The organism is Myxococcales bacterium, from assembly GCA_016706225.1.
Taxonomy (GTDB): Bacteria; Myxococcota_A; Polyangia; order Polyangiales; family Polyangiaceae; genus JADJKB01.
Genome location: JADJKB010000008.1, coordinates 478,594 through 493,884 on the forward strand (window position 1 = coordinate 478,594; position 15,291 = coordinate 493,884).

A 15,291-nucleotide genomic window follows, 5' to 3' on the forward strand; every position below is an offset into this window, starting at 1 on the left:
GCGCGCGGTTACTCGCCGAAGGGTCATTCCGCGGCGTTGCGCCACACGGCCCGCCCCACGAAGAACGGCCCCATCTGTTGCATGAACTCGGAGGTCTGCCGCGTGCGTCGCATCGCCTGAATCACGTGCGACAGCGGGTGCAGCTCCTTGCCCACGAGGCCGATCACGAACTCGTTGTCGTTCTCGTCGAGCCCGTGGCACGCGAGGCGAACGTCGTGCGCGAGATCTGCCTCGCCGTAGGCCCTGCCGATGCCGCCGTGCTCGCGCAAGATGCCGCCCCGATCCTTGGCGTCGAGCCGCTCGAACTCACCCTTGCGGCGCAAGGGATACCAGATGGCCCACGGCCAGTCCGGGTTGAGGACCGTCTTTCTGGGGCGCTCGAGCAGCCAGAACGGCAGGTCCGCTTCGTAGCCGGTGGAGTAGGTGCGACCGATCATGGTCAAGCTCGGGCGCAGCTTGAGGCCGACCAGCTCTTCGTTCCAGGTGGCCCGACGCAGCTTGGTCACGAAGTCACCCGGGTCCTCCGAGAAGCCGAGCACCGCGAGCCCTTGAGGATGATTGACGTCCTCGTAGATCACCGACGGCATGCGGGCGGCTGCCAGGCTTTCACCGAGCTTTGCCACCGCCGCATCGGGCATCAAGGTCGGACCGCAGTCGAAGCACAAGAGCTGCATGAACAGCCGCCGGTCGAGGAACTGCGGGACACCGTCGCGCGGAGCGCCGCGTTCGCGTACGTCGACAGCGGGAGCGTCAGGGGCCGGGTGGCTCATTGGGCGTTCGTAGCTCAAAAAACCTGCGCATGGCAGCCCCAATGGCCACGAGCGCACACGGCCCGCGCAGAGCGCCGAGATTCGCGAGCGCGGGCCTGGATTGCATGTAGACTCGGGCGCCCTTTTTTGGCCCCGCCATGCAATCGCCCGACGAGCACCTTGGCAGCGCCCTCGCGCACCCCCTCCCGGCGGGAATGCGCGATCTGCTGCCCAGCGAGAGCCGCGCCCTCGGTGAGCTCGGCCGCGGTCTGGCCGAGACCTTCGAGCTGTACGGCTACCAGCGCGTAACGGTGCCGGTGTTCGAGTACGCGGCGGTGCTCGAGCGCGGTCTGGGCGCGCTCGACCCGCGCGAAGTGCTCCGCTTCGTCGAGCCGGAGTCAGGCGAGGTCGTGGCGCTCCGGCCCGACATGACCCCGCAGATCGCGCGGCTGGTGGCGACGCGACTCGGGCAGACGCCGTCCCCGGCCCGCCTGGCCTACGAAGGGTCGATCGTGCGCATGCGGCGCGAGCGCGCGCGGCGCCACCGACAGATCCCCCAGAGTGGCATCGAGTTGATCGGCAGCCCGGCTCCGGAAGGAGATTTCGAGGTCGTCCGGGTGGCCTGCGCTGCGCTTCGCCGGGTCGGGCTGGCTCATTTCGTCCTCGATCTCGGGCACGCACGCATCGCCGGCGCGCTGCTCGACGCACTGAGCGCGTCGCTCTCGCGCGAGCTCGTGGAGGCTCTCGGTCAGAAGGACCCGCGCGAGCTCGAACGGCGCGCGGTCGCCGGTGGACTGGACGCGAGCCTGACTCGAGCGTTGGTCGGTCTCACCGAATTGCACGGCGGTCCCGAGATCTGGCCCATTGCCAAGCGACTGCTCGCCGGCACACCCGCGCAGCCGGGCCTCGAAGAGATCCAGCGCTTCTGGGAGTTCGCAACGGCTGAGGGACTAGCACCGGAGCTCAGTGTCGATCTCGGCGAGGTCCGAGACCTCGGCTACTACACGGGGATCACCTTTCAGATCCTGGCGGAAGGCCCCGGCGCGCCCGTCGGCTCGGGGGGCCGCTACGACCGCTTGCTCGAGCAGTTCGGCGCGCCGCGACCCGCCGCGGGTTTCGCCGTTGCGCTCGACCACCTGACCTGGGCCCTCGGCTCCAGCTCGCAGCCGGGTCGCACGCGAGTGCTCGTCGCCGGTAAGCGTACGGAGCCGGTGCTCGCGGCGCTCCGCGAGCGTGGGGTGGCCTGCGCCAAGGGCGACGTCGACCTGTGGGCGCACGCCCGAGCGTGGCAGTTCACTCACGTGCTCGAGCTCGCCGATCGCGCAGGCAAGCTCACTTGTTTGACGGACGGACGGGTCAGCGAGCTGTCCGCCCTCGAGCCAGAGGCGGTGGCGCGTCAGATCAGCGGCAGCGACCCGCCAGAGAGCGGGCAAAAGGACGAGCGACAATGACGGCAGTGGTGATCGTAGGCGCCCAGTGGGGGGACGAGGGCAAGGGAAAGATCGTCGATTTCTACACGGAATCTGCGGAAATGGTGGTGCGTTACGCCGGCGGTCCCAACGCTGGACACACCCTGGTGGTGGGCGAAGAAAAACTGGTCGTGCGGCTCTTGCCGAGCGGCATCCTCCGGCCACAGACCCGCTGTGTACTGGGTCAAGGAATGGTCATCGATCTCGAGGTGCTCTTGGGTGAGATCGACCAGCTGACCGCGCGGGGTTACGCGGATGTGCGTGAGCGTTTGGTGGTCAGCGATCGCGCTCATTTGATCTTGCCGTATCACCTGCTCGTCGACGGACTTCGGGAGGCGGCGCTCGGTGCTGAACGCGCCATCGGCACCACCAAAAAGGGCATCGGTCCGGCGTACGAGGACAAAGCGCGGCGCACGGGCCTGCGGGTCGGCGATCTGCGCGACCTCGAGCGCTTCCGTGCTGGCATTGCGGCCGCCATCGAAGCGTGGAGTCCGACGCTGGCTGCGCTCGGCGGTGAGATCCCGAAAGCCGACGCCGTCGTCGGCGCCCTCGGGCCGCTACGCGAGCGCGTTCTGCCGCTCATCGGCGATGCGTCGCGGGTAGTGGACGACGCGATTCGCGCGGGAAAACGCGTGATGTTCGAGGGAGCGCAGGGCACGCTGCTGGACGTCGATCACGGCACCTATCCGTTCGTGACCTCGAGCTCCGCAGTCTCGGGCGGAGCAACCACCGGAGTCGGCGTGGGTCCGAGCCGCATCGACAGCGTGGTGGGGATCACCAAGGCGTACACCACTCGCGTGGGTTCGGGGCCGTTCCCCACGGAGCTGTTCGACGCGGCTGGTCAGCATCTCCGCGATCAAGGCGCGGAGTTTGGATCGGTGACCGGACGCCCGCGGCGCTGTGGGTGGCTCGATCTGCCGGCGCTTCGCTACGCCGCCCGCGTCAACGGGCTCGATGCCCTGGCGGTCACCAAGCTGGACGTGCTCACAGGGCTCGACGAGCTGCGTGTCTGCGTCGCCTACGACACGCCGAGCGGGCGCACGGAGGACTTCCCGATCGACCTGCTCGACCCCAAGGGCCGAGTCGAACCCGTGTATGAAACGCTACCGGGCTGGAAAGAGTCGCTGACCGGGGTGCAGAGCCTCGACGGGCTGCCTGCGGCGGCGCTCCGCTACGTGCGTTTTCTGGAAGCGGGGGTGCGCACGCCGCTATTTCTGGTCAGCGTGGGGCCGCGCCGCGCCCAGACCATCGTGCTCGATCATCCCTTCGAGCCGCGAGCGGGTGCTCCCGGCTGACGCCCGCTCCCCCCGGAGCGTCGCTCGGTGTACGCTTCGAGAATCGGTATGACGTTCAGGCGGAGCGCACGTTGGAGCCGAGGCCTGGGCCTCGGCGTAGCCCTCTGGGTCTGGGTGGGCAGTGCAGCGGGGCAGGCCGCCGCGCCTGGGGGTACAGAGCCCGGCTCGGCGGATCTCAGCGCGGCCAGCGCGGCGAGTCCGCGTCCTCGGGAGTGCGGGCCGGATCGCGGGCCCGGCGCAAAGACCGAGTGGGACCGGGCGCGACGCCCGAAGGAGCAAGCGTTCTGCGACACACTCGCCCGGGGCTACTCCGAGCTGAACCTGGCTCCGGGGCGCGCCATCGTCGCCGCACGCAAGGCCGCGGCCCTGCGTCCCACGAGCGCCGCTCCGCTGGTACTCGAAGCGCGCGCGCTCGTGAGTGATGGCCGAGCGAAGGAAGCCTGGCCGGTGTTCCGTCGCGCGCGGTCCATCGACAAACGCAGCGTGGAAGAGCCGTCGGCGTTGCACGATCTGGCACTTTCGGCCCGCGCCAGTGGTGAGCACGACGAAGCCGTCGCGGCTTACCGGGCGCTGGTGCCCCGCGCCGGCATGTTGTCGGAACCGCGCCGTCGCCAACGCGTCTACCTCGAAGCGGCCATGACGGTCATGCGTGCGGACGCCCGCGGCATCGACGAAGCGCTTGGCTACCTGGGAGAGGCCCGGCGCCTGCGTGGCATGCCGGGGCTCGCGGATATCGTGGTGGGTGCGACCGCGCTCGCGCTCGATCGGCAGGGGCGTTCGGACGAGGCCCGGGGCGTGGCCGCCGAGGCTCGGGGGCCAGAGGGTGTGCTGCGTTTGGCGGCGCTCCCGAGCCGCAACGAGGTCGTCTCGCTGGAGGAAGGAGAGCTGGCAGCCGTGGCGGCGATCCTGGCGGAGCGTTCCCAGCCGGAGCTGGCGAAGAAAAACTGGCGTGCGTTCCTGGATAGCCCGGCCGGGCGTGCACCGGCGTGGCAGGCGCACGCCAAACACAAGCTCGAATCCCTCGGCGTCGTTCGCAGGCGCAAGCTGCGATGAAGCCGCGGTTCGCGCGCGCCGCCGCGCTGCTCGCGCTCAGCGTGGCATCGAGCATTTCTGGTCGCGCCGCCGCGCAACCTTCGATCTGGGACGTCGCGAAGAATCCGCGCGCTCAGCGGGACTATCAGACCCTCGTCGCGGTGGAGCGCATGATCGCGCGCGACGAAGGGACGCTCTTCGACCCCGCGTTGCCGGGGCGCTTCATGCGCGCCGCCCTTGCCATCGTGGAGCTCGCCGGCGGTAGCGAGAGCGCCGACCCGCGGCTGTTGTTCGTGGCGGGGACTTGCTCTCGGACGTCACGGTGGGGCGCGACGAAGACGCACGAACGCTGCTCGAACGTGCGCTCGCGCTGGCGCCGAACTCGCCGCTTGCCGGTCGAGCTTGGTTCAACCTGGCCATTGCGTCGGCCCGCCTGGGCAAGCCCGAGCGCGAGCGAAGTGCGTACACCAAGGCCCTCGAGAGCGTCTGGGAACCCGGCTTTCGCGCCAATATCTACGCGAACCGCGGCGAATCGAGCATGGTTCTGGGGCGTTTGGACGACGCGATCGCGGACTATAAAAAGGCCATCGTGGTCGCCGATCGACCCGATCTAACGGCGCTTGCTCAGTACGGACTCGGGGTTGCGCTCGAGCGCAACGGAGACCTGCCCCGAGCGCTCGACGCGATGCAGTCCGCCCGCTCGATCAAGATCCCAGGAGTGGGCTCTGCGCTCGACCTGCCGAGTGTGTTCTTCGTGCCGGCGTACGACGCTCACTACTACAAGGCGCTCGAAGCGATGTCCGCCGCACGCTCAGCGAAGAAGCCGGAGCTCGTTGCGGCACACCTGCTCGACGCGGGGGACGAGTGGCAGAAGTACCTCGAGCTGGCAGTGCCCGACAAACACCGGTGGGTACCCAACGCGCGGCGACACTCCGAGCAAGTCCTCACTCGCTTGCGCGGCCTGGCGAAAGACCTCAAGCGGCGCGCGGCAGCGGTTCGTCGGGGGCGCTGAGCGCTCGACTCAGACCCTCGACGTCTTCGACGCGCTCGAGCACCGGGCAGAGCCCCGGCATGGCCTCGTCGTCCCGGAACGCGCCACTCGCCGCCAGCGCTCGGGCCTGCGGGCCATCGAGGACCAGGAACACGTCGCGCAGGCCGTCGCGCCCTGGCGCGTCGATCACGTCGACGATCTTCTGTTTGTCCAGGTGCAGCTCTTCGTTGCCGCGCTGGATCAACACCCGGCGGTTGGTCACGAGGTAACGGGTGCTTCCTGCCAGGCGTCCGGGCCGAATCACCGCCACGTAGAAGAGCACACACGAGCTCGCGAGCACCGTGAGCGTCGCCAGACCCAAGCCCGTCACCAGCGCCTCGAACGCCAGGACTTCGGTGGACATGCCGGCCGCGACCAGCTTCCGTAAGGTCGGGACACTCGTCAGCGCCATGCGCACGCCGACGGCAAGCAGCGTGACGGAAAGCGCCACGTTGGCCCAGCCGCGCACCCGCTGCGGCAAGTACGACCGCCACGTCGGTTTGGGGTTGGCGGCCCAGAGCACCCGCTCACCGAGCTGCAAGCGCTGCGCAAGCAGCCGATCGTCGCGACCTGGGAGCACCACGTCCTCGTGTCCGGCGATGATCGCGGCCACTCGGTCCGGAGCTTTGAGCCCGTAGAGCCGCAGCATGAGGCGGCGGCGCAGGGCTCCGGTCGGAACCGCGCGCACGAGCTCCACGTCCCCGATGCCAGGGGCGAGCCAGTGGATGCGGGCGAAGCTGACGGCGCTGCGTTCGATGCTGCGGCGAAACGGCCCACGCTTGAAAACGACGTAGTGCTCCGTCACTTCGTAGCTCACGCGCGCGAGCCAGATGCGGGGACCGTGCAGGAGCCCGAGCCCCAGCGTGACGGCCCAGGCGCCGAACACGAGCATCGGGGTGGGGCTGGTGCCGAGCGATTGCGACAGCACGAAGGCGAAGCACACGGAGATGACCGCGGTCGCGAACATCACGGCGGCGGCGGCGCGGAGAAACGCTGGCGTGTCGAGGCGCTCCGGACGCCCCGTCCAGACAATCTGTTCTCCGTAGCGTGAGTCGCGTGCCAAGGGCCTCGAGGTATGGACGACCAAGCCTCAGAGAAAGTCTGAGGTCCGGCGCCCTCGCCGTCGAGCCGGTCCGCCAAATCGGCCGGAGCCCGCGGCTATCTCAGCGTGACTCCAGGGAGTCTCGGCGCTGCTGGTCAGGAGGCGGGAGCCACGAATACGACCTCGATGCGGTCGTTACGCGGACCCGCGCCGGTCCGGCTGGGGTCGACCACGGGCTGGGCCGTGCCCGCGCTCACGCTCTCGACGCGCGGGGCTCCCGCGGCGGCGAGGGCGTCGGTGACGGTCTTCCTCCTGGCATCGTCTCCCGACTTGCCGTGCAGGACGACCAGCACGGGAAACGCGGTGTGTGCCTTGGCGACCCTGCCGAGCGCCTGGAGCGCGGTCAGTCCGTCCTTGGTCAAGCCGCCCTTTGCATCGAACAGCCCGCGCAACGTGACCACGACTCCGCGATCATCGCGGAAGGCGTGGAACGAACCGCTGCGGCTCAGCTCGTCGAGCAGTGCATCCGCGAGGCCTGCGCCTGGCGCGTCGTGCGTGGCGGCGCGTCGCGCGTCCGTCAAGTGCCGCAGACAACTCGAACGCAGCGCCACCGCGGTATCGATCGGAGTTGCCTTGGGCGTGCCGGCGAGCGCGCGGTCGAGCTCCGCGACCTTGTCGAGCTCCGCGCCGAGGCCGTCCCGCTTGGGTTGCAAGAGTCGAGCGGCTACACACAAGAGCTGCGCCTGGGACGCGAGTGCGCGGGCGGCCTCGAGTCGGGCTTTCTCCCGCGCGGGTCCTGCTGGCGCGTTCGGCGCGAGCGGAATGGCGTCCTCGGCGACACGGATCCGAAGCTCCAGATCGTCCGCTTCGGCAGCGACGCGCCGGTGTTTTTCGTCGATGTCGCCGAGCGCCGTCTTGGCCGCGCTGAGCTCCCGCGTGGCCTGCGCGAGATCGGTCTCCGCCCGGGCCAGCCGCGCCAGCACAAAAGCATGGCCGTAGGCGGCGATGGCGTGTTCGCTGAGGATCTGGGCGGACGCCGGATCACCGTCCTGGTGCGCGGCCTCGGCTCGTTTCGCCAAGAGCTCGGCGCGAGCGTGCGCCTGCGGCGCGAGGGTCTTGGACTCGCGCGCTTGCGCGCCCTGAGCCAGCGCTTCCACGTCGAACAGCACGCGCGGTTTCGGCGCCGAAGCACACGATACTGCGAGGCCGAGGCACAAGAGCAGAGCCGCGCGCATCACGGTTGCCCTCCTTTGCCGGGCGCGGGTTTGGGCAAGGGTGCCGGTTTCTTCGCCGGGGTCACGAGGGGAGGCTTGCCCGTCGGCTTGGACACTGACGGTTTGCCGGCGTTCGGACCGACACCCGCGTCCGGTGTCGCGCGGCCCACTTCGAGACCCTCCAGCTTGGCTTGCGCCCGCCCGCGTCGCGCGAGTGTCTCTTCGAGCAGCGCTTTGGCCCGCGACAGCTGGGTCTCGGCGTCCGAGAGCTGCTTCTGGGCGTCGCCGCGTTTCTTCTCCGCTTCCGCCGCCCGCACCAGATCACTCGCGGTCTCGGCGTGCTCGCGCGCGAGCGCTTCGAGCTCGGGCGCGTGTTTCATGTCTCCGCTCGCGCGCGCCTCGTCGGCGCGGGTGAGCGCGCGTTTGGCGGAGGTGATGGGTTCGTGGGCCAAGCGGGCGTGCGCTGGATTGCCTTCCAGCGTTCCGAGCGCCGCGAGCGCCTGTTCGCGATCGCCGCCCGCGCGGCTGGCTAGGGCGATGCCGCCCAGGCTCGCGACGAGAGCAAAAACGGCGAGCGCCGAGGAGCGTCCAGGCGAGGTTTTCACGCGCGAAACAAGCCACGAGCCCCGGGCCGGGTCAAGTCGCGCGAGCCTGACCGGCGAAGGAATCGCGGCGCTCGTTTCGCCGGGGCAGCCGGGCTATAGGCCCACGCCCGGAGACAGGACCATGCGAAACAGGGCGAGCTGGGACGAGTACTTCATGGCGATCGCGCGCGAGGTGGCGACGCGCTCCACCTGCGAGCGAAAGCACGTCGGAGCGGTGATTGTGCGGGAGAAGATGATCCTCGCGACGGGCTACAACGGTTCGATTCGGGGACTCCCGCACTGCGACGACGAAGGGCACCTGATGGAGGACGGCCATTGCGTGCGCACGGTGCACGCCGAGGCCAACGCCATCGTGCAAGCGGCGCGCAACGGCATGCGGGTGGAGGACTCCGGCATCTACGTGACCGCCTCGCCGTGTTTCGGCTGTTTCAAACTGGTGGCCAACTCGGGCATCCGTCGCATCGTGTTCGGCGAGTTCTACCGCGATCATTGCATCTTCGAGTTCAGCAAGCTGCTGGGGATCGAGCTCGTTCACCTCGAGCCCGAGGCGGTGGCGTGACGGTGCTCTCCGTCGCGGTGATCGCCGGCGGTCCGTCGGCGGAGGCCAACGTGAGCCGTACGTCGGCTCGGGCGGTGAGTGCGGCGCTCGAAGCGGCGGGCCACCGCGCGACGATCATCGAGCTCGACGCGGAGCTGCCCGCCGCGCTGAAGCGTGGGCAGTTCGCGGTTGTGTTCCCGGTCACGCACGGACCGGTTGGAGAGGACGGCTGCCTGCAAGGCCTCTTGGAGGTCTTGAACGTGCGCTACGTGGGCTCCGGCGTGCTGGCCAGCGCGCTGGCGGCGTCGAAGCCCCACGCCAAGGCGCTATTTCGCTTGGCGGGCCTGCCGGTGGCTGACGAGGTCCTGCTCGTCGATACGGACGATGCGTCCGCGGTTGCCCGCGTGCATGCGACGCTCGGGCGTTCGGTGGTGGTCAAGCCAGCCTCCGGAGGCTCGGCCATCGGCACGACGCGGGTGGGCGACGCGGAGCCTGACGCTGCGCTCGCCGAGGCGATTGCGGCGGCCCGCGCCGTCGATCCGCGTGTGTTGGTCGAGCGTTTCATCGTTGGCAACGAAGTGACGTGCGGAGTGCTCGAGGACCAGCGCGGAGTCAGGGCGTTGCCCCCGACGCTGATCTTGGCGAAGGCCGCCGACTGGTACGACTTCGAGTCGCGATACAAGGCCGGTGGCAGCGAGCACCAGTGCCCCGCGCCCCTCGCGGACGCGGTGACGCGTCGCATTCAAGAGGTTGCGCTCGGGGCCTACGAGGCGCTCGGCTGCCGCGATCTGGGGCGCGTCGATTTCGTCGTCGGTGACGCAGAGGACGGCAGTGAAGTGACGTTGCTCGAGGTCAACACGTTGCCGGGCATGACCGCGACCAGCCTGTACCCGGAGGCTGCTCGAGCGGAGGGTCTCGGGTTTCCGGAGCTGTGTTCGCTGCTGGCGCGGCGGGCCGCAGAGCGGCCGCTGCGCTCGGCGCCCACCGAGCTGGCGATGCCGTGAGCGGGAACGTCTCGGTAGCGTGACTGGTCGGGAGGCGCGGTGGCCGCTCGGGCTCGCCGCGCCTATCCGCCGGCGCGCGCCTTGGCTCGTTCACGCAACCGCGCGAGCAGCTCGTCGCGGTTCGGTGGCGCGGAGACGGAGCGGGGGCCGGGGCCGCTTGCTGGAGTGGAGCGCGCGACTCCGCGTTCGGAGTGCTCCGCACTGACCGCAGTATCCACCGCGGCCTCGCTCACGTTCGGCATGGTCGCTTCAGCGTCTTGATCGCTGGCGCTCCGCGTCGCGCTTGCGGCCGGTGCCGATTCCGGTGCCGGCTGTGACGCGAGGGGTTGTGAGACCACCTCCGGCCCACTCTGCGCTGGTGCGCGCTCGGAGGCTGCGGCATCGCTCGGACTGCTCGGCTCGGGATCGAGCACCAGGGGCTCGAGCTCGGCCGGGGGTGGGCGGCGCGAGCGCCGCTCCCTGCGCCGCTCGGCCATCACGCTGTCGATGAAACGCTTGGTCGCCGCATCGAAGCGACGGAAACGGACCCGCAAGCCCGCGGGATGGTCGCCGTCGGCCGGCACGGATTTGTGCACCTTGCCTTCGGCGCGGATGGGCTTCGAGCCATCGTCGAGCACGATCTCGAAGCGCACCACCGTGTCTTTTGCGAGCGGCGGCTGGTCGATCAAGAGCACCGCCTTGTCGTCGATGCTCCACCACTCCGCCGCGATGTACGCGGCCTCGTCGGCGTAGGGGCGGTGGACTCGCAGGACGACGGGATCCGACACGGCAACCTCGAGCCATTTCTACCGGGGCTGGGGCCGCGACGCAATCGCCGTGCAGGCTGCCGCGTCTCGCGCCGATCGCGCGCTTGCTTCGCTCCTGTTAGGCTCGCATGGAGACAATGTCGGGTCGGAAGGTCCTCGTATTGGGTTCGGGCGGAAGGGAGCACGCACTCGCTGATGCGCTGCTCGCGTCGCCGTCGGTGGCAGAGGTCGTGGTGGCGCCGGGCAACGCCGGCACCAGCGCGCGACCGGCCTGGGTTTCCGGGGGCAAGAGCCTGCGCTGCGCGACGGGTGAGGGGCTCGAGCTCGCCCGACGCGAGCGGCCAGATCTGGTCGTCGTGGGTCCCGAGGTCCCGCTGACGGCCGGGGTGATCGACGAGCTCACCCGCGAGGGTTTTCTCGCGTACGGTCCATCGCAACGCGCCGCCGCGCTCGAAGGCTCGAAGGCGTTCATGAAGGACTTCGCCGCGCGCCACCGGCTCCGAACCGCCCACTACGCGGTCGTCACGGAGGTCGAACAGGTCGAGTCTCGGGTGCGCGAATTCGAGCAGCCACCGGTGGTGAAGGCCGACGGACTGTGCGCCGGCAAAGGCGTGGTGGTGGCCGAGTCACACGCCGAGGCGATCACCGCCGCGCGCGAGATGCTCGGCGGACATCGCTTCGGAGCCGCGGGCCGGCGCGTCGTGCTCGAAGAGCGCTTGCTCGGCGCGGAGGCCAGTGTGCACGCGGTGTGTGATGGGGAGCGCGCCTTCGTGCTGCCGGCAGCGCAGGATCACAAACGCATCGGCGACGGCGACACCGGTCCGAACACCGGCGGCATGGGCACCTACGCACCGGCTCCGCTGATCACCGCCGAGCTCGCGGAGCGGATCCGCGTGGAGGTGATCGAGCGCGCGCTCGCGGGCATGGCCGCCGACGGCAACCCATTTCGCGGCACGCTGTTCGCCGGTTTGATGATCAGCCCGGCCGGTGAGCCCCACTTGCTCGAATTCAACGTGCGCTTCGGCGATCCGGAGACTCAGGTGCTCATGAACGTGATCGACGGTGACTTCGCCGAGCTGCTCGCCAGCGCTGCTCGCGGCAAGCTGGCTCCGGACGCGATTCAGGTCGCTCCGCGGCACGCGCTGTGTGTGGTGCTCGCGGCACCGGGATATCCTGCGACGCCGGTGCTGGGGGCGCCGATTCGCGGCCTCGAGCGTGCGCTCGAGCTGGACGGCGTGCGGGTCTATCACGCTGGGACACGCAGCGACGGGGCTCACACCGTGACGGCAGGAGGTCGCGTGCTCGGCGTGACCGCTCGTGGCGCCACGCTGGCGGAGGCGCACGCGCTTGCCTATCGCGCTGCCGCTCTGATCGAGTTCGACGGGAAACAGCTGCGACACGACATCGGCGCGCGGGCGCTCGGTCCCGAGGTCCGGTGAGCGAGCGGTTCGCGCTGGCTCTCGCCCACCTGGAGCAGGGCGGCGTGGTGGCGGCGGCCACTGAATCGCTCTTCGGTCTGCTCGCCGATGCTACGCGGTCGGATGCCGTGGCCCGTCTGGTCGCGCTCAAGCCGCGCGTCGACAAAGGTGTCCCGCTGATCTTGCCGAACCGCGAGAGTTGGTCGAGTGTGGCCGAGCCCATTCCAGCTCTCGCTTGCGCTCTGGCGGACGCGTTCTGGCCCGGCCCGCTCACGCTCGCGGTGCGCGCGCGCGCGGCGCTCGACCCGTGCTTGGTGCAGGACGCCAACGTCGCCGTTCGCCTGCCGCCGCCGTCCCCGGCGGCGCGGCTCGCCGCGGCGCTCGGTCGCCCGCTCACCGCAACCAGTGCCAATCGAACCGGCGAGGCGCCGACGGCAGACGCCAGCGCCGTGCGGTCGTCCTTCGCTCCGGAGGTCGCGAATGGGAGCCTGTTCGTGCTCGATGACACGGCTCCGGGCGGGCCACCGTCGACGGTGGTGGTGGTCGATCAGGAGGGATTTCGCGTTGTGCGCGAGGGTGCGGTGTCCGCCGCCGCGATTGCGGCGTGCGTGAGCTCCGCGCGCGGCGGCGAACAAATGGGCTAACATCGCCCCCGTCATGGTCGATGTCGCCCCGCTCGCCCCGCTCGTTTATTCCCCGGAGCTTTTGCCGGCGGTGGTGGCGCCTCCCTACGACGTGATCGATGCCGAGCTGCGCGAGACCTTGGCCGTGCGCCACCCGGAGAACGTCGTCCACCTCGACCTGCCCAGCGGTGAGGGCGCAGCCAAGTACGCCGAAGCACGCCGCCTGCTCGCTGACTGGCAATCGCGCGGCGTGCTCCAGCGCGACCGCCAACCCGCGTTCTGGCGCTACGCGCAGACCTTCGAGCCTCCGGGGGGCGGCGCGCGCCTGACCCGCAGTGGATTCTTCGCGCTCGTCCGGGTCCAGTCCTACGCCGACCGCGTGATCTTGCCCCACGAGCGCACCCTTACCGGTCCAAAGCTCGACCGGCTCGAGCTGGGCCGCGCGACGCGCGCCGCGATTTCGCCGGGGTTCATGCTGTACTCCGATCCCGAACGCACCCTCGATGGGTACCTCGACGACGGCGACCCCTTCGCTGATTTCACCACCGACGACGGAGTGCGCCACCAGCTGTCGCGGGTCAGCAAGGCCACGTCGGTCGTGCGTATCGCCAGCGCCCTCGCCGACGCGCGCTTGCTGATCGCGGATGGGCACCACCGCTACGAGACGGCACTCACACTTTCGTCCGAGATTGACGCCGAGGCTCGGGCGGCCGGAGGGCGGATCCCCGAGCGCGCCGAGCACCACTACTTCCCGGTCCTGCTCGCCAACGGCGACGATCCGAGCCTGGTGGTGTTTCCGACCCACCGATTGCTGCACAGCCTGGCCAGCGCGGACTTCGGCACGCTGCTCGTGCGCGCGGAGCAGCTCTTTGCCATCACTCCCGCCAGCGGCGGCGTCGACGATCTCGCGGCTGCCCTCGAGCACGCCCCCGAGGCCAGCCTGTGTGTGGTGGCGCCGGACGGGCGAGCTGCTCTGCTCGTCGCCCGCGCGGGTGTGGATCTCGAATCCCACCCGGTGCTGGGCAAGCGGCCGGCGGTCCTGCGCGAGACCGCCGTGACGCTGCTCCACGATGGGCTGCTCGAGCACGTGCTCGGGATCTCGCCCGAAGCCCAGGCGCAAAAGACCAACATCCGCTACGTCCAGAGCGCGCGCGACGGTATCGCCGGCCTCAACCAAGGCGGCCAGCTGTTGTTCTTGATGAAACCAACGCCCGTCCGCGTGGTGCGCAGCGTCGCCGAGGCCGGCGAGGTCATGCCCCAGAAATCGACCTTCTTTTACCCGAAGGTCCCCACCGGGCTCTTCTTCCACACGCTCGATCCCGAGCGCGACGTCAGCTGAAGTCACGACCTTGACGCGCCGCGGCACAGGCGCTACTTCCCACGCGCGCGAGCGTCGCGCTCCCGAGTCGTTGGGGACCCGAACGCCCGCGCCCGGAGCTGATCATGCGAGCGATGAATTTCAACGCTGGACCCGCGGCGCTTCCCCTTACCGCCCTGGAGCGCGCTGCGCGCGAGCTCTTGGACGTCGAGGGCACCGGCATGAGCATCATGGAGCACAGCCATCGGGGCAAGGCCTACGAGGCGGTGCACAACCAAGCCATCAGCCTGGTGCGCGAGCTGCTCGCCGTCCCCGAGAGCTACGACGTGCTGCTGTTGCAGGGCGGTGCAAGCCAACAGTTCGCCGTCGTTCCGATGAACCTGCTCGCGGAGGGTCAGAGCGCGGACTACGTGCTCACCGGCGCGTGGTCACAGAAGGCGATCAAAGAAGCGAAGGTCCTGGGCAAGGCGCGCGTCGCGGCTTCGACCGAGGTGGACAAGAAGTTCACCCGCGTGCCGAAGCCGAGCGAGCTGGAGCTCGATCCGGCGGCGGCCTACGTGCACATCACGAGCAACAACACCATCTTCGGGACGCAGTTCGCCGCGTTCCCCGACACCGGCAAGGTCCCGCTGGTCGCAGACATGTCCAGCGACATCATGTGGAAGCCCATCGACGTCAGCAAGTTCGGCCTGATCTATGCCGGCGCGCAGAAGAACTTGGGCCCGTCCGGCGTCACTCTCGTGATCATCGACAAAGCGCTGACAGCTGTGGGCCGCAAGGACATCCCCAGCATCTTCCAGTACCGCACGCACGCCGACAACAACTCGCTCTACAACACACCTCCGACCTTCGGAGTCTACATCCTGCGCAACGTGCTCGAGTCGGTGAAACAGGCCGGCGGCCTGGCGGCGATGGAGAAACACAACCGCGAAAAAGGCGGGCTCTTGTACGCGGCCATCGACGCCCGGCCGGATTTCTACCGCTGCCCGGTCGAACGCGAGAGCCGCTCGCTCATGAACGTGGTGTTCAACCTGCCGACGGAGGCGCTCGAAGCGGAGTTCCTGGCTGAGGCCAGCAAACGCAAGATGGTCGGCCTCAAGGGTCACCGCTCGGTCGGCGGTATTCGCGCCAGCATCTACAACGCGAGCAGCAAAGAGTGGGTCCAGGGTCTCGTGGACCTCATGAACGAGTTCCAGAAGGGTCGCTGA

The 15,291-nt window shown here is 69.4% G+C and carries 15 protein-coding genes; 10 read left to right on the forward strand and 5 right to left on the reverse strand.

Annotated elements, in window-relative coordinates:
• Positions 1-23 precede the first annotated feature (23 nt).
• Positions 24-770, reverse strand: a complete 747-nt coding sequence (locus IPI67_16140) for a chlorite dismutase family protein (GenBank protein MBK7581725.1) — start codon at positions 768-770, stop codon at positions 24-26.
• A gap of 137 nt (positions 771-907) precedes the next feature.
• Here IPI67_16140 and hisZ point away from each other — a divergent pair, with 137 nt between their 5' ends.
• From hisZ to IPI67_16160, 4 genes are all read left to right on the forward strand, one after another.
• Positions 908-2,200 carry an ATP phosphoribosyltransferase regulatory subunit gene (gene hisZ, locus IPI67_16145; protein MBK7581726.1) on the forward strand — a complete coding sequence of 431 codons (1,293 nt, stop codon included), beginning with the start codon at positions 908-910 and terminating at the stop codon, positions 2,198-2,200.
• Positions 2,197-3,513, forward strand: a complete 1,317-nt coding sequence (locus IPI67_16150) for an adenylosuccinate synthase (protein MBK7581727.1) — start codon at positions 2,197-2,199, stop codon at positions 3,511-3,513. Before hisZ ends, IPI67_16150 begins: the two co-directional genes overlap by 4 nt.
• A 48-nt stretch (positions 3,514-3,561) precedes the next feature.
• Entirely contained in the window at positions 3,562-4,566 is a 1,005-nt protein-coding gene (locus IPI67_16155) for a hypothetical protein (protein ID MBK7581728.1), read from the forward strand.
• Between the two features lie 283 nt (positions 4,567-4,849).
• The gene (locus IPI67_16160) at positions 4,850-5,557 is read left to right on the forward strand and encodes a tetratricopeptide repeat protein (protein MBK7581729.1); all 708 of its coding nucleotides are present in this window, start codon (positions 4,850-4,852) and stop codon (positions 5,555-5,557) included.
• Here IPI67_16160 and IPI67_16165 read toward each other — a convergent pair.
• The 3 genes from IPI67_16165 to IPI67_16175 form a co-directional block, all read right to left on the reverse strand.
• Entirely contained in the window at positions 5,520-6,638 is a 1,119-nt protein-coding gene (locus IPI67_16165) for a hypothetical protein (protein ID MBK7581730.1), read from the reverse strand. The genes IPI67_16160 and IPI67_16165 overlap by 38 nt on opposite strands.
• Positions 6,639-6,772: 134 nt before the next feature.
• Positions 6,773-7,852 carry a hypothetical protein gene (locus IPI67_16170; GenBank protein MBK7581731.1) on the reverse strand — a complete coding sequence of 360 codons (1,080 nt, stop codon included), beginning with the start codon at positions 7,850-7,852 and terminating at the stop codon, positions 6,773-6,775.
• Entirely contained in the window at positions 7,852-8,436 is a 585-nt protein-coding gene (locus tag IPI67_16175) for a DUF4398 domain-containing protein (protein ID MBK7581732.1), read from the reverse strand. The genes IPI67_16170 and IPI67_16175 overlap by 1 nt, the downstream gene beginning before the upstream one ends.
• A gap of 121 nt (positions 8,437-8,557) precedes the next feature.
• Here IPI67_16175 and IPI67_16180 point away from each other — a divergent pair, with 121 nt between their 5' ends.
• Together IPI67_16180 and IPI67_16185 are read left to right on the forward strand one after the other, a co-directional pair.
• Positions 8,558-8,995, forward strand: a complete 438-nt coding sequence (locus IPI67_16180) for a dCMP deaminase family protein (GenBank protein MBK7581733.1) — start codon at positions 8,558-8,560, stop codon at positions 8,993-8,995.
• The gene (locus tag IPI67_16185; protein ID MBK7581734.1) at positions 8,992-9,978 is read left to right on the forward strand and encodes a D-alanine--D-alanine ligase; all 987 of its coding nucleotides are present in this window, start codon (positions 8,992-8,994) and stop codon (positions 9,976-9,978) included. Before IPI67_16180 ends, IPI67_16185 begins: the two co-directional genes overlap by 4 nt.
• Positions 9,979-10,040: 62 nt before the next feature.
• On the opposite strand, the gene IPI67_16190 is transcribed toward IPI67_16185, so the two are convergent.
• Complete coding sequence (locus IPI67_16190) at positions 10,041-10,745, reverse strand: hypothetical protein (GenBank protein MBK7581735.1); 705 nt, start codon at positions 10,743-10,745, stop codon at positions 10,041-10,043.
• A 107-nt stretch (positions 10,746-10,852) separates the two neighbouring features.
• On the opposite strand from IPI67_16190, the gene purD reads away from it, so the two are divergent.
• The 4 genes from purD (at position 10,853) to serC (ending at position 15,291) form a co-directional block, all read left to right on the forward strand.
• Positions 10,853-12,163, forward strand: coding sequence for a phosphoribosylamine--glycine ligase (purD, locus tag IPI67_16195; protein MBK7581736.1), 1,311 nt, complete (start codon positions 10,853-10,855; stop codon positions 12,161-12,163).
• A complete protein-coding gene (locus IPI67_16200; protein MBK7581737.1) occupies positions 12,160-12,786 on the forward strand; it encodes a Sua5/YciO/YrdC/YwlC family protein in 627 nt (208 codons plus the stop codon). The genes purD and IPI67_16200 overlap by 4 nt, the downstream gene beginning before the upstream one ends.
• 13 nt (positions 12,787-12,799) lie before the next feature.
• A complete protein-coding gene (locus IPI67_16205; protein MBK7581738.1) occupies positions 12,800-14,104 on the forward strand; it encodes a DUF1015 domain-containing protein in 1,305 nt (434 codons plus the stop codon).
• Positions 14,105-14,208: 104 nt separating this feature from the next.
• On the forward strand, positions 14,209-15,291 hold the full coding sequence (serC, locus tag IPI67_16210; GenBank protein MBK7581739.1) for a 3-phosphoserine/phosphohydroxythreonine transaminase: 1,083 nt from the start codon (positions 14,209-14,211) through the stop codon (positions 15,289-15,291).

Coding starts and splice junctions, on each gene's coding strand:
- IPI67_16140 (MBK7581725.1), bottom strand. CDS start 770: ATGAGCCACCCGGCCCCTGACGCTCCCGCTGTCGACGTACGCGAACGC.
- hisZ (MBK7581726.1), top strand. CDS start 908: ATGCAATCGCCCGACGAGCACCTTGGCAGCGCCCTCGCGCACCCCCTC.
- IPI67_16150 (MBK7581727.1), top strand. CDS start 2,197: ATGACGGCAGTGGTGATCGTAGGCGCCCAGTGGGGGGACGAGGGCAAG.
- IPI67_16155 (MBK7581728.1), top strand. CDS start 3,562: ATGACGTTCAGGCGGAGCGCACGTTGGAGCCGAGGCCTGGGCCTCGGC.
- IPI67_16170 (MBK7581731.1), bottom strand. CDS start 7,852: ATGCGCGCGGCTCTGCTCTTGTGCCTCGGCCTCGCAGTATCGTGTGCT.
- IPI67_16180 (MBK7581733.1), top strand. CDS start 8,558: ATGCGAAACAGGGCGAGCTGGGACGAGTACTTCATGGCGATCGCGCGC.
- purD (MBK7581736.1), top strand. CDS start 10,853: ATGGAGACAATGTCGGGTCGGAAGGTCCTCGTATTGGGTTCGGGCGGA.
- IPI67_16205 (MBK7581738.1), top strand. CDS start 12,800: ATGGTCGATGTCGCCCCGCTCGCCCCGCTCGTTTATTCCCCGGAGCTT.
- serC (MBK7581739.1), top strand. CDS start 14,209: ATGCGAGCGATGAATTTCAACGCTGGACCCGCGGCGCTTCCCCTTACC.